Below are 14,786 nucleotides of genomic sequence, written 5' to 3'. Positions count from 1 at the left end.
AACTTATCCTTATTTTTGCATAATGAATCGCATACAAAAAGGACTATTTTTCTGTCTTCTTATAACTCTTAATTTAACGTTTTCTCAAGAGAAATTTACCTTGAGTGGAATTGTAACGGATTCTGAAAGTAACGAAACTTTAATTGGTGTTACTATATTATTTCCAGAGTTACAAACTGGTACAGCCACAAATGAATACGGTTTCTACTCTATTACTTTGAGTGAAGGTACCTACAAAGTACAACTGAGTTATTTAGGATATCAGACCACATCTCAAACCATAGAATTAAACTCAGGTAAAACGCTCAATTTTCAATTGCGTGAATCATCAGAGAGCTTAGACGAAGTTGTAATTACCAAAGATGTTGAAAAGCTTAATATTAGAAAGCCTCAAATGAGTCTTAATTCTTTATCTATAAAAACCATTAAGCAAATGCCTGTGGTTTTAGGAGAAGTAGATATTATTAAATCAATTACACTTTTGCCGGGAGTTACAAATGCTGGTGAAGGCTCTTCTGGTTTTAATGTACGTGGTGGCGCAGCAGATCAGAATCTTATCTTGCTAGATGAAGCTACTATTTTTAACTCATCGCATTTATTTGGGTTCTTTTCCGTGTTTAATCCAGATGCAATAAAGGATATTAAGTTATATAAAGGAGGAATTCCTGCTAAGTATGGAGGACGTATATCTTCTGTATTAGACATATATCAAAAGGAAGGTAATAGTAAGGAATTTCATATGAATGGTGGTATTGGTATTGTAGCCAGTAGATTATTACTAGAAGGTCCTATTGAAAAAAATAGAGGTTCGTTTTTACTTGGTGGACGAAGTAGTTATGCGCATTTATTTCTTCCACTATTTGATATTGATAGTAAAGCCTATTTCTATGACCTTAATACTAAATTGAGTTATAGAATAAATACTAACAATAGTATTTACTTATCTGGTTATTTTGGAAGAGATGTTTTTCAAATTGCAGATAGTTTTGAAAATGAGTATGGTAATGCTGTATTGAACTTTAGATGGAATCATTTATTCTCTGATAAGTTATTTTCTAACTTATCGCTAATATATTCTGACTACGATTATGATTTAAAACTAAATTTCGTAGAGTTTGATTGGACTTCTGGAATCAGAAATTTTAATTTAAAATACGACTTCAAACATTACATCAAAGATGGGTTTAAACTAGAATATGGTATAAATAGTATTTACTATAAGTTTAATCCTGGAGAAATAGAACCAACGACAGAAAGCTCTGGTATTAACACATTTAAACTTATTGACAAGTATGCTTTTGAAAATGCTGTATATATTGATGCAGAGCATCAAATTACAGACAAGTTAGCTCTTGGTTATGGCGTAAGATTTAGTTCCTTTTTGAGGTTAGGACAAGATGAACTCAATGTATATACCAATGATAATCCTCTCCTATTTAATGAAGATCTGCAAATTTATGAAAAAGCAGATCCTATAGGTACGGAAAGCTTTAAGCGTAGTGATGTTATTGAGTCTTTTTTTAATATTGAACCAAGGTTTTCTCTCGCGTATCAATTAAATAATGAAAGCTCTTTAAAGGCTAGTTATAACAGGATGACGCAGTACTTGCATTTGCTATCAAATACAAGCTCTCCAACTCCTTTAGATGTTTGGACACCAAGTGGTAGATACGCAAAACCCCAACTACTAGATCAGTTTGCTGTCGGCTACTTTAAAACTATAAATGATAACGATTATTCTCTTGAAGTTGAAGCCTTTTATAAAACTATACAAAACCGGATAGATTATATAGATGGTGCAGATCTTATTGCTAATAATGCCATAGAGCAAATTATCTTAAATGGAAGAGCAAGAGCTTATGGCTTAGAACTTTTGTTTAGAAAAAATGAAGGTGATTTTAAAGGTTGGATTGCTTACACGCTCTCAAAATCTGAACAACAAACAGAAGGAAGAACACCTCTAGAAACAGGTATTAATAAAGGCAAATGGTACAATACACCTTTTGATAAAACACATGATGTCTCAGTGACCACAAGTTACGAGCTCAATGAAAAATGGTCTTTCGGTAGTAATTTTCTGTTTCAAACCGGATTACCAACTACATTTCCGAATGGTCAATACCAATTTAATGGTATTAGCATTCCTAGCTTCGATTCTAGAAATACTAGTAGATTGCCAGCTTACCATAGATTAGATATCTCAGCAACTTACAACCCAAAACCAGATAGTACAAAACGATGGAAAGGTCAATGGGTTTTTAGTATTTATAATATTTATAATAGAAGAAATGCAGCCTCAATAACCTTTAGAGAAAATAGAATGACAGCAAGAAACGAAGCGATTAGAACTGCTATTTTTGGCATTGTTCCTTCTGTATCGTATAACTTTAAATTTTAGTTATGAAAAAATATGTAATACTTATTCTAACTACATGTCTATTATTGTCCTGTGAGGATGAGATCGCAGTAGATTTAAATACTGCTCCTCCTCGTTTAGTTATTGATGCTTCAATTAATTGGTTTAAAGGTACCTCAGGAAACGAGCAACAGATAAAGTTATCTTTATCAGCACCATATCTTGCTGATGAAATTCCTCCTGCAAATGGAGCTACAGTTATTATAACTGATGCTAATAATAATACATTCAGTTTTATAGAAGATGGTGTCTCTGGTTTGTATAACAACACTAATTTTATTCCGGAAATTAATGGTATTTACACACTTGTTGTTACCTATGAAGGTGAAACTTATACAGCTACAGAAACACTTAAATCTGTAGTATCGATAGATTTTGTGGAGCAAAATGACGAAGGAGGTTTCACAGGAGAAGAGACTGAACTAAAAGCCTTTTATACAGATCCAGTAAATGAGGAGAATTATTATTTCTTTGAATTTATTAATGATATTCCTGCTATTCCGGATTTAGAAGTTTATAATGATGAATTTACTAATGGAAACCAAATATTCGGATTTTACACTGAAGAAGATTTAGAAACAGGAGATATAGTTACCATCCGAAATTATGGTATTTCAGAACGTTTTTATGAATTTATGTTTATTCTACTGCAACAAAATGGTGAAGAAGGTGGTGGACCTTTTGAAACACAACCAGCTACAGTAAGAGGAAACTGTGTTAACCAAACCAACTCAGATAATTTTCCGTTTGGTTATTTTAGAGTGTCTGAAGTTGATGAGTATATTTATACTGTGCTGTAACTATACTTCTACTATACTATTATTATCTACTCTTTTAAAAACGTAGGTATAAATCCACATAATAGTAAATGATGGTATGAAATCTGTACCAGGAATAATTTCTTCTATAAATGCAAATACACCAGCAATTTTACCTGAGTCGCCTTTATATAATCGTATCATTAAATAGGCAGATATTGGAGCCCAAATAAAATCTATAAAAGGTATTAACCCAATAAGATCAAATAGTATACTAAGCGTTAGATTTCTATATTTATGTTTTAAATTCAAAAGGTTTCGTTTTCTATTTTAAAGCAAAAAAAGTGCCAATTTTTAAAGACACTATTAATTATATGTTTTTATAATACATAATTAGTTTAAGACGAACGTTCACTTATTAATTTTGAAACCACTTCTATTTAAAAATTTATTACTGCTTTTCTTGGCTTCTTTTTAACGTTAATTTAGGAAAATAAGAATATGCTAAGTTTAGCTTTGCATAAATGTTTAACCTAGTCTTTTAACAAAGATTTCATACCAATAGCGCTGCATAACATAAGTCAAATAATGAAAATCCGCTTAATTTTCCTTTTGTTCTTATTCAGTTTCCTAAGCTCGTCTTTTGCTCAGAATAAGAAAATACTTCAAACAAAGCGTACAAAAGTAGCACCTAAAATAGATGGTGTTTTAAATGATGTCGCTTGGCAAAATGCCGAAATTGCAACCGACTTTGTACAGTTTAGACCAGAAATTGGGACAACAGCTCCTCAGGATAAGCGAACTGAAGTGAGAATAACTTTTGATGATAAAGCTATTTATGTTGCTGCTTATCTTTACGACGACCCAGAACTGATAATGAAGCAATTGATAAACCGTGACAATTTTGGGCAGACCGATTTTTTCTCTGTAATTATTAACCCAAATAATGATGCTCAAAACGATACTAATTTTTTTGTGTTTAGTTCGGGACAGCAAGCAGATGCTATTGCAAATCCTAGTATAGGAGAAGACTTTAGTTGGAATGCCGTTTGGCGAAGTGCTGTTAAAATAAATGACGATGGTTGGACGGTTGAAATGGAAATACCCTACAGAACATTAAGGTTTGCAGATGAGGAAAACCCAATTTGGGGATTGCAGTTTAGTAGACAATTTAGACGAGACCGATCACAGTACACTTGGAACCCAATTGATCCAACGAAAGGTAATTTTGGCTTATACCATGGAGAGCTTCATGGATTAGAAGGTTTAAAACCACCTATACGACTTAACCTCTATCCCTTTACCACAGGTATACTTAACAATTTTGATGGTGAAACGAAAACTGACCTTACTTTTGGTATGGATGTAAAATATGGTATTACCGATAATTTTACATTAGACGCTACACTTGTTCCTGATTTCAGTCAAGCTGGTTTCGATAATGTAGTACTCAATCTTGGTCCTTTTGAGCAGACCTTCTCAGAGCAGCGACAATTTTTTACAGAAGGTGTTGATCTATTTTCAAAAGGTGGTTTATTCTTTTCAAGACGCGTTGGTAGCGCTCCAACTGGAGAATTGAATTTGGCCGAAAACGAAGAAGCCAATGTACCCAATGTGGTTAAGGTCTTAAACGCTTTAAAAGTATCTGGTAGAACAAAAAATGGTTGGGGACTTGGCATTTTTAATGCTATTACCGAAAAAACCTTTGCTACTGTCACTAATACTGATAGTGGTGAAAGTCGCAGAGAAGTGGTAGAACCCTTTACAAACTATAATATTTTAGTAGTAGATAAACAGTTTGGTGGCAATTCTGCTATAAGCTTAATTAATACTAATGTGCTAAGAGAAGGCGAATTTAGAGATGGAAATGCCACAGCTATTGTAGCCAATCTAGTAAACAAAAAAAACACTTTTAGGTTCGATACTGAGCTTAGAATGAGTAATGTAAACTACCAAAGTCAAGACAGTGAAACTGGGTTTAGCAGTTTTATGTTTGTGGGAAAAGTTGCTGGTAACTTCCGTTATAGTTTTGATCATCGGTTTGCCGATACTAAATACGAAATCAATGATCTTGGGCTTAATTTTAGGAACAATCGTAACGATTTTGGCATGGATTTATCTTACCAAACATTTGAACCTTCAGGTAAATTAAATAGTTACAGAATTAATTTCTTTACCAATTACAGACGCTTAGTAAAACCAGATACTTATTCGCGTTTCAATTTAGGAGGTGGTTACAGAGCATTTACAAAAAAGTTAGATGCTTATGGCTTTAGATTAAACATTGAGCCTGGTAAGCAATACGATTTCTTTGAGTCTAGAGATGGTCGTCCATTTATTTTTGAAAATTTTATAAGTACAGGTGGCTGGGTTTCTACCAATTACAACAGGATATTTGCTATTGATATAAGAGCCAATATTGGTGCTCTATTTGAAGATGGTCGCGATCTATTTACTTACGATTTTAATATAGAACCAAGAGTACGAGTATCTGACAAATTACTAATGGTTTACGGAATTTCATTTAACCACAGAAATGGAGACAGAGGTTACGCAACTGCAGTAGATGACCAACCGATATTAGGTGAGCGTAATCGACAAATTGTTACTAATAGTATTTCTGCTAATTATACCTTCAATCCTTTTCATACACTAGGACTCACCTTCAGGCATTATTGGGACACAGTTAATTACGATTATGAACTATATACCTTACTAGATAATGGAAGGCTTACCACTGCCGAAGGATTTACCGTTGATAATGTTGGAGGCAATCCTAATATTAATTTTAGTACGTGGAATATAGATTTAAGCTATTCTTGGCAGTTTGCACAAGGGAGTTTCTTGACGTTTTTATACAGAAATCAGCTTTTTAATTTTGATGAAAATGCAGAAGACGGATTTTCAGATAGTTTAGATTTACTATTTAGACAGCCAATGCAAAATACGTTTTCTATACGTTTGCAGTATTTCATTGATTTCAATGGTATGAAATCTTTTTTTAAGAAAAATAAACCTTCATCGTAATTGTTCATTTATAGTTTAAGTAGTATTTTCACAGCTGATGAGTTATACGATAATTTCAGCAACCAATATTATAAAATCTTATGATGATCTTAAGGTTTTAAAAGGTGTGAACCTTTCAATTTCTGAAAGCGAAATCATCTCTATTGTTGGTGCTTCTGGAGCAGGTAAAACTACATTACTTCAAATACTTGGCACGCTTGATAAACCAGATTATAAAACAGATACCGAACTCATAATCAACTCTAAATCTATAAAGGATTTAGAGGATAAAGCCTTAGCAAAATTTAGGAATCAAAATATCGGATTTATTTTTCAGTTTCATCAGTTATTACCTGAGTTTTCTGCATTAGAGAATGTTTGCATTCCTGCATTTATAAATAAAACTCCAAAACAGGAGGCTGAAAAAAGAGCCAAAGAATTATTAACATATTTAGGTCTCAACGATAGAATTCATCACAAACCTAGTGAACTATCTGGTGGCGAACAACAACGTGTTGCTGTTGCAAGAGCACTTATAAATAACCCAAACCTAATCTTTGCAGATGAGCCGTCAGGTAATTTAGATAGTGAATCTGCTGAACAATTACATCAATTGTTTTTTAAACTTAGAGATGAGTTTGGTCAAACCTTTATCATCGTTACTCATAATAAAGAATTAGCAGATATGGCAGATCGTAAATTAGTGATGAAAGATGGAATAATTGTAGCTTAACATTATGATAAGAATCGAACTATTACTTATACTCTTTTTTGGCTTTACTAGCTGTTATACTATTGAACGAGACTGTAAAGACTACAAAACTGGTACTTTCTACTTTACCTATACTATTGATGGCGTTGAAACAAAAGGTACATTTACCCGAACCGAAAATTTAAACATCGATTACTTTAATGGCAAAGTAGACTCCGCCTCTATTCGTTGGATTAATGATTGTGAGTTTATACAGAGAAAGATAAATCCGAAATCTATGTTTGAACAAGAAGCAATACACTTTAAAATTTTAACGACTACTGACTCTTCGTATACTTTTGAATACAAGTTAGCTGCAAAAAAAGCCAATCAGAAATTAAGGGTTGAAAAAGGTGTGGCTTATTTAAAAAAATAGAATTTATTTTCCAATGCAGAAATTAGTAAAGATATTGCCAAGAAGGTCATCGTTAGTAATCTCACCTGTGATCTCACCAAAATGATACAAGGCTTGTCGGATATCAATTGCTAACAAGTCACCTGAAAGCCCAGTTTCTAGTCCATGCTTTACTTTTTGGATTTCTTCAAAGGCCTTTAATAAGGCATCATAATGACGTGTATTGGTGATAATAGTTTCGTTGTTTCGAAGTGCACCAGTATTTATGAGATTTAGGAGTGAATTGGTCAATTGTTCTACACCAAAACCTGTTTTAGCCGATAATAATAATACTTCAACAATAGTATTATTAATCTCGGTTAACTGAATGTCATCAAGCGTATCGATCTTATTTGCAATGACCAATAGTGGCTTCTGAGGATATTTATTTCTTATCTTTTCAATCTCAACTCTAACAGTTTCAAGGTTATTAATATTTTTTTCAGCATCAAACAAATACATGGTGACTTGAGACTGCTCAATTTTTTCAAAGGTCTTTTTTATACCAATACTCTCAACAACATCTTTAGTTTCTCTAATTCCTGCTGTATCTATAAATCTAAAACCTATACCTCCTAAAGAGATTTCATCTTCAATTGTATCTCTAGTTGTTCCCGCAATTTCAGAGACTATGGCGCGATCTTCATTTAGTAGAGCATTAAGCAAGGTAGATTTGCCAACATTAGGTTCACCAACTATAGCTACAGGTATTCCGTTTTTAATAACATTACCAACAGCAAAAGAATCGATTAATCGCTTTAATACAACTACAATTTTATCAATTAATGCTTTAAATGCTGAACGATCTGCAAACTCAACATCTTCTTCAGCAAAATCTAGTTCCAATTCTATTAAACTCGCAAAATTCATAAGTTCTTGCCTAAGTTTGGCAATTTCTGTAGAAAAACCACCACGCATTTGCTGCATTGCAATTTGGTGAGATGCTTCATTATCACTAGAAATTAAATCTGCAACAGCTTCGGCCTGAGATAAATCTAATTTGCCATTTAAAAAAGCACGAAGTGTAAACTCACCTGCATTGGCCATTCTACAACCTTCTCGTAATAATAACTGAATAATTTCTTGTTGGATGTATAAAGATCCATGACATGAAATCTCAACCACATTTTCACCAGTATAAGAATTAGGATTATTAAACACAGATACTAGAACTTCATCTATTTCACGCTTACCATCAACAATATGTCCAAGATGAATAGTATGAGTTTTCTGCTCTGATAATACTTTTTTGCTTACAGATTTAAAAACGCCAGATGCTATCGTAATCGCATCAAGACCAGACAAACGTATTACTGCTATAGCTCCTGCTCCAGATGGTGTAGCCAAAGCCACTATGGTATCATTAGGAATCATTATTCAAATTTAATTATACAAAAGTACAAGTTATAAGTGTTAAAGCTATTCTCTTTTGTAGGATAACTTTTTATATTTGCATCAACTCAAATAAAATTATTTGTTATGAAGAATTTAAGTATACTTTTTATCCTTGCACTATTAGTTAGCTCATGCAAAACTGAATCTAATAAACCTACCAGAGATGGTTATTTAATTACAGGAAATGCTCCAGGTGTTTATAATGGTATAAGAGCTTATTTAAAAGTTGCTGATGCTAGAGGTAGGCAAATTCCTATGGATACTGCAATTGTTATGAACGAAAAATTTGTTTTTGAAGGTAAATTAGAAGACCCAAATATGCATTTTATAACTGTAGACAATGTTATAGGAACAAAGCAGTTAATATTAGACAATGGTGATGATGTTATTATTGATGTTAACAAAACTAATATTGCTAATTCTGAATTAAAGGGATCCGGATCAACAGTATTGTTTAATCAATTTAATTTAGATTATCAAGATGCTAAAAAAGACTTGGTTAATTTAAATAACCGAATAAGGTTAGCGAAACAAAAAAAGGATGATTCTAAGGTAAAAGAGTTAACAGCTGAGATGACTAAAAAAGACTTAGACTTAAAAGAAATGGGTTATAAGTTTATAGATGAACATCCTAACAGTATTGTTTCCTTAATTTTATTAGATCGTCAAACTGCCTCGAGAGATTTAAATCCTGATAGGTTTATGCAGAGTTATAATAACTTAGACGATGAATTAAAGAATTCATTTAAAGGAAAGGCATTAAACCAAAAAGTGACTGCCATAGTTGAAACGCTTAAACGTAACGAAGCTCTTAATATTGGTAAACCTGCTCCTACATTTACTGCTCCTGATACCAATGGAAACCAATTAGCTCTCAATGATGCAAAAGGAAAAGTTACCATTATAGATTTTTGGGCATCTTGGTGTGGTCCATGTCGTAGAGAAAATCCTAATGTGGTAAAAGTTTACAACAAATACCATGATAAGGGATTAGAAATTATTGGTGTTTCCTTAGATAGACCAGGACAAAAAGAACGTTGGTTAAAAGCTATACAAGACGATAAACTTACATGGAAACATGTTTCTAATCTGCAATATTTTAATGACCCAGTTGCTAAGCTATATAACATTTCTTCTATACCTGCAACCTATATATTAGACGAGAACGGAACAATTGTAGCAAAAAACCTTAGAGGACCTGCTTTAGAGACTAAAATTGCAGAGTTACTAAACTAGATGTAAAAAAAAATTTAAAAGAGCTTCTTTAATAGAGAAGCTCTTTTTTATAACTATACGTTAATAACCAGGATTTTGTTCTGTGCCAATACCAGGATTAGCATTAATCTCTATAATTGGTATCGGTAAAGTAAACCTGTAATCATTGGCTGACAGCGTACAAGCACCACTTTGATTATTACAATCTGTTAGATCTCTAGAAATTTCTCTATTTCCAGAAACGCCTAATCGTTTTAAATCTTTGTAACGATGTCCTTCAAAGCACAACTCTATACGACGTTCGTCTAATATTGCACCAAAAGCTTCAGCTTGAGATCCATAGGAAGGTGTTGGTTGGTCAGACCCAAAACGAGCATCTCTTAGCTGATCTATCAATGAAGCTGCAGCCGTAAGATTATTTTGTGCTGCTCTAGCTTCTGCTAAAATTAATAACATTTCAGAAGATCTAAACACTTTAAGATCATTCATAAGCGGTTGCCCTTCAGAGCCTTGATATTTTTGGATTACAATAACATCAGTATTTACAGGATCGGGATCTGTATTGTAATTAGGATTTATAATTGATGTTGGTGCTACGTTAACAGTATAACGAATATCATTAGGATCTAAAGCATTAAATAAAGACCTATCCATTTCAAAATAAGGTCCACCAGTTATAGTAGCATCTACAAAAGCAAACACCGAACCAGCCCAACCTCCTCCAGTAGCAACAGAGCCAGTATTTACTTGTCCATCATAATTGTCATTTTGGGTTCGCTCTAATTTTAAAATAACTTCAGTATTATCAGCATCTAAAAACATTAGTTGATATTGAGTTGTATTTGCTAAAGGATAACTAGCAAGCAACTGAGAAGCTAAAGTAGCACCAGTATCATAGTCTCCTCTTGTAATAGCAGCTCTAGCACGTATAGCAGTTATAGCATCTCTAGATATAAATGTTGTATTAGATTGTTCAGTACTTAAAGTAGATGCTAAGTTTAAATCAGAATTAATATAATCCCAAAGTTCACCTGTTGTATTTCTGCTAGGAGTTATGTCTAAACCTGGAATAAAATCAATTACTGGAGTTCCTGGAGCATTATCGTTGGTTGGATCTGGACTAAAATACGTTAGTAATTCTAAATTAGCATATGCTCTAATAGCGTGAGCTTGAGATAAAATACTATTAAATTGATTTTGCTCATTAGCCTCAGGTGTAATATTTGCTGCAGCTTCAATTAACAACGTTGCTCTATTATTAACCCTGTAATTTCTTACCCAAAAATCTCGTGCTGCATCACTTGCAGCATTAAGTACAAAATCATAGAGTGCTAATCCTTGTCCTCCACTATCAAATCCTATTGAAACCTCATCACAAAAGTTTGCGGATAAAGATATCTCAGGAGTTAAATCCCATTGATCGTAAACACCTAATAATCCTAATTGTAAATCAGTCACTGTGCTAAACGCATTTTCTGCATCTAAACGACCAGGCTGTCTAATGTCGATTGAATCACTGCATCCTACTAGTAATACTAATAATGCAATTACCACTAAATTGTTTTTCTTTTTCATAGCTTTCTTTTTCTTTTAAGATGCTAGAATGAAAAAAAGGTTGCGTTAAAATTATAATTAAATGTTAAAATCCTGAAGTGAATACGTCCAAAATAATAGTGTAATACTTTAAAAAAAACAAGTTAAGTCCATTAAAATATTATGATTAATTATGCTATTATAACTTACCTGTTTTATGCATAACAAATAAAATAATAATTGGAACAGCTAAAAGTAATACCATAAGTAAGTTCGTTTCTATGAGTTGAGGTAATAATAATAGTGTAACCACATAGCCACCAATAGCGCCACCAAAATGTGCATCGTGTCCAATATTTCCTATTTGCTTTTTCATACCATATATAGAATATAATAAATAGCCTATTCCGAATAAATATGCTGGTATTGGTACAGGAACAAAAAACATATATAAACTCATATCTGGTCTGATAAGAATAGCAGCATACAAAATTCCTGTAACAGCACCACTAGCTCCAACAGCACTGTAATAATACTCATCTTTATGAAAGTAAAGTGATAGTAAATTCCCTAAGATTAAACTGATTATATAGACGATAATAAAGTTTAAAGTTCCTAAAGCATCGATAACCACATCTGCAAAAAAGAATAAAGTAAACATGTTAAAGACCAAGTGCATGGTATTAACATGTAAAAACCCAGAGCTAAACATACGTATTTGTTCGCCTCTTCTTATACTTCCGACATTAAATTTATAACGTTCAAAAAAACTATAATCTCCCAATGCTTTATATGTTATTATAACATTTGCAGCAATAATAACAATAGTAGCTAAACTTAAATCCATCATAATCTATAAAACTTTCAGTCAAATAAAACATATATTTGCTCCTGCAAAATTAATGATTTAATGCAGCTTTTAGTATATCTTATTACGTATCCTTTTTTGTGGTTAATATCTATATTACCATTTAGGCTACTATACGCTTTTTCAGATGTTGTTTACTTACTTATTTATCGAGTTTTTGGATACAGAAAAAAAGTAGTTATTTCTAACTTAAAATTAGTGTTTCCTAATAAGAATGATGATGAATTAAAACGAATAACTAAAGCTTTTTATCATCACTTATGTGATATGATGGTTGAAGCCATTAAATCTATGACAATCTCTGAAAAAGAGATGAAAAAGCGCTTTACTTTTTCTAATGTTGAAGAAATTCAGAGGATAGAAAATAACAATAAGAGTATTATATTAATGTGTGCTCATTATGGTAGCTGGGAATGGATTTTTATTCTACAAACGTATGTAAAATCAAAAGGGTATGCAGTTTATAAACGACTTGCAAATAAGTACTTTGATCGTTTAGTTAAGCGCATTCGTGCTCGTTACAATAGCCATCTCATTGTTACCAAAGAAACGATTCCGATTTTAAAATCATCTAAATCAAAGGGTGAATTAACCATTAATGGTTTTGTTTCTGATCAAACACCCAAACCACAAACGGCATTTCATTGGCAAGAGTTTATGGGTATAAAAGTTCCTGTACACACTGGTGCAGAAATGATTGCTAAAAAACTAGATATGGCTGTTGTATTCTTTGGTGTTGAGCGTTTAAAACGTGGTTATTACAGAACCACATTTAAAACCTTAGCAGAAAACCCTAATGATTTTAAAGATTATGAAATCACAGATTTATTTTTAAAACTTGTTGAAGACCAAATTAATGAAGCTCCAGAATATTACCTCTGGACTCACAAACGTTGGAAACACAAAGATTTATATGAAGAATATGGGCATAAACTTAAAACGTAAACCATTGCTTTAAAAGCAAATCTTCTGTGCAATTATCTACTACATTATTGTGAATAAACTCGTTAGACTCGCCTACATATCTATAGTCATTAGCCCAAGTTTTATGATGTTTTGATAATGCTACCAAACTATTACAAATAAATTTTACTTCTGCATTAGTGGTTGTAGGATGAATTGAAAGTCTAATCCAACCAGGTTTTCTCACTAAGTCACCAATGGTTATCTCATTAGTAAGTTCGTGAGAAGTTTCATAATCTACATGCAATAAATAATGACCATAAGTACCTGCACAACTACAACCACCTCTCGTTTGAATCCCGAAACGATCATTGAGAAGTTTTACACCTAAATTATAATGCAATTCATCAATATAAAACGATATAACTCCCAATCTCTCTTTATGCTGTTCTGCAAGAATATGCAAATTTTTAACAGGCTCTAAGGCCTTAAAAATCGTATTTAGGATTTGATGTTCACGCTCTAACATTTTTTTTACTCCCATTTGCTCTTTTAGTTTAATGGCTAGAGCTGTTTTAATCGTTTGTAAAAAACCTGGTGTACCACCATCTTCACGATCTTCAATATTATCTATGTACTTGTGTTCTCCCCAAGGATTAGTCCAACTCACTGTACCACCTCCAGGACAATCAGGAATCATATTCTTATAAAGTTTCTTATTAAAAATAAGAACGCCACATGTTCCAGGACCTCCTAAAAATTTATGAGGTGAAAAGAATATAGCATCTAAGGCTCTGTCTTCATTTTCTGGATGCATATCAATATTAACATAAGGTGCAGAACAAGCAAAATCCACAAAACAAACGCCTCCATGTTTATGCATCAGTTCTGCAATATCGTGATATGGAGTTTCGATTCCAGTAACATTAGAACCACCTATAACAGAAGCAATTTTGAGTGTATAATCTTTATATTCAAGCAAAAGTTCTTCTAAGTTTTCCAGACTAAATAATCCTTCTTTTCCAGGCGGAATCACCTCTACTTTTGCTATAGTTTCTAACCATGATGTATGGTTAGAATGATGCTCCATATGAGATACAAATACTACAGGTTTAATTTCATCAGGAACACTAGTATATTGTCTAATATTTTCTGGAACTTTTAAACCTAAAATGCGCTGAAATTTATTTACAACTCCAGTCATTCCGTTTCCTGAAACTATCAAAACATCATCTTCATTACAATGAACATGGTTTTTAATAATATGCTTAGCTTTATGATACGCTTTAGTCATTGCAGTTCCAGAAACTGTTGTTTCTGTATGTGTATTGGCTACATAAGGTCCAAACTCATTACAAAGTTTTTCCTCAATGGGTCTGTATAATCTTCCAGATGCAGTCCAATCTGTATAAAGAATCTTTTTTAGACCAAATGGCGATTCAAACTCTTGATCTATACCAATAATATGCTTTCGAAACTGATTAAAATAAGATTCTAAATCTGTAGAATTAGTCTTATGTTTTGGAGTAGTAATCATTATCTAAAGA

12 protein-coding genes are annotated in these 14,786 nt (G+C 32.6%); 7 read left to right on the top strand and 5 right to left on the bottom strand.

Annotated elements, in window-relative coordinates; translation table 11 throughout:
- Nucleotides 1–22: 22 nt before the first annotated feature.
- On the top strand, nt 23–2,398 hold the full coding sequence (locus tag RM697_RS02485; protein ID WP_311426263.1) for a TonB-dependent receptor: 2,376 nt from the start codon (nt 23–25) through the stop codon (nt 2,396–2,398).
- A 2-nt stretch (nt 2,399–2,400) separates the two neighbouring features.
- Entirely contained in the window at nt 2,401–3,216 is an 816-nt protein-coding gene (locus tag RM697_RS02480) for a DUF4249 family protein (RefSeq protein WP_311426262.1), read from the top strand.
- On the opposite strand, the gene RM697_RS02475 is transcribed toward RM697_RS02480, so the two are convergent.
- Nucleotides 3,217–3,486 carry a hypothetical protein gene (locus tag RM697_RS02475; protein ID WP_311426261.1) on the bottom strand — a complete coding sequence of 90 codons (270 nt, stop codon included), beginning with the start codon at nt 3,484–3,486 and terminating at the stop codon, nt 3,217–3,219.
- A gap of 276 nt (nt 3,487–3,762) precedes the next feature.
- Between RM697_RS02475 and RM697_RS02470 the strand changes: the two genes are divergently transcribed.
- From RM697_RS02470 to RM697_RS02460, 3 genes are read left to right on the top strand one after another with little or no spacing between them, the layout of a single operon-like run.
- Nucleotides 3,763–6,201 carry a DUF5916 domain-containing protein gene (locus RM697_RS02470; RefSeq protein WP_311426260.1) on the top strand — a complete coding sequence of 813 codons (2,439 nt, stop codon included), beginning with the start codon at nt 3,763–3,765 and terminating at the stop codon, nt 6,199–6,201.
- A 49-nt stretch (nt 6,202–6,250) separates the two neighbouring features.
- Nucleotides 6,251–6,913, top strand: a complete 663-nt coding sequence (locus RM697_RS02465; protein WP_311426468.1) for an ABC transporter ATP-binding protein — start codon at nt 6,251–6,253, stop codon at nt 6,911–6,913.
- Nucleotides 6,914–6,917: 4 nt separating this feature from the next.
- Nucleotides 6,918–7,307, top strand: coding sequence for a hypothetical protein (locus tag RM697_RS02460; RefSeq protein ID WP_311426259.1), 390 nt, complete (start codon nt 6,918–6,920; stop codon nt 7,305–7,307).
- 3 nt (nt 7,308–7,310) lie between these two features.
- Here the strand turns inward: RM697_RS02460 and mnmE are convergent, their stop codons facing one another.
- Complete coding sequence (gene mnmE, locus RM697_RS02455; protein WP_311426258.1) at nt 7,311–8,699, bottom strand: tRNA uridine-5-carboxymethylaminomethyl(34) synthesis GTPase MnmE; 1,389 nt, start codon at nt 8,697–8,699, stop codon at nt 7,311–7,313.
- A gap of 105 nt (nt 8,700–8,804) precedes the next feature.
- Between mnmE and RM697_RS02450 the strand changes: the two genes are divergently transcribed.
- Nucleotides 8,805–9,956, top strand: coding sequence for a redoxin domain-containing protein (locus RM697_RS02450; protein ID WP_311426257.1), 1,152 nt, complete (start codon nt 8,805–8,807; stop codon nt 9,954–9,956).
- Between the two features lie 60 nt (nt 9,957–10,016).
- Here RM697_RS02450 and RM697_RS02445 read toward each other — a convergent pair whose 3' ends face one another.
- Nucleotides 10,017–11,510, bottom strand: coding sequence for a RagB/SusD family nutrient uptake outer membrane protein (locus RM697_RS02445; RefSeq protein ID WP_311426256.1), 1,494 nt, complete (start codon nt 11,508–11,510; stop codon nt 10,017–10,019).
- A 157-nt stretch (nt 11,511–11,667) separates the two neighbouring features.
- Nucleotides 11,668–12,318, bottom strand: a complete 651-nt coding sequence (locus RM697_RS02440) for a rhomboid family intramembrane serine protease (RefSeq protein WP_311426255.1) — start codon at nt 12,316–12,318, stop codon at nt 11,668–11,670.
- Between the two features lie 60 nt (nt 12,319–12,378).
- On the opposite strand from RM697_RS02440, the gene RM697_RS02435 reads away from it, so the two are divergent.
- On the top strand, nt 12,379–13,281 hold the full coding sequence (locus tag RM697_RS02435; RefSeq protein ID WP_311426254.1) for a lysophospholipid acyltransferase family protein: 903 nt from the start codon (nt 12,379–12,381) through the stop codon (nt 13,279–13,281).
- Here RM697_RS02435 and RM697_RS02430 read toward each other — a convergent pair.
- The gene (locus RM697_RS02430) at nt 13,271–14,776 is read right to left on the bottom strand and encodes an aminotransferase class V-fold PLP-dependent enzyme (RefSeq protein WP_311426253.1); all 1,506 of its coding nucleotides are present in this window, start codon (nt 14,774–14,776) and stop codon (nt 13,271–13,273) included. The two genes, RM697_RS02435 and RM697_RS02430, sit on opposite strands and share 11 nt — an antisense overlap.
- Between the last annotated feature and the right edge of the window lie 10 nt (nt 14,777–14,786).

The organism is Microcosmobacter mediterraneus (assembly GCF_031846265.1).
Lineage (GTDB): Bacteria > Bacteroidota > Bacteroidia > Flavobacteriales > Flavobacteriaceae > Microcosmobacter > Microcosmobacter mediterraneus.
Note: the sequence above shows the minus strand (reverse complement) of the source record. Positions and strands in the feature narration are given on the sequence as shown.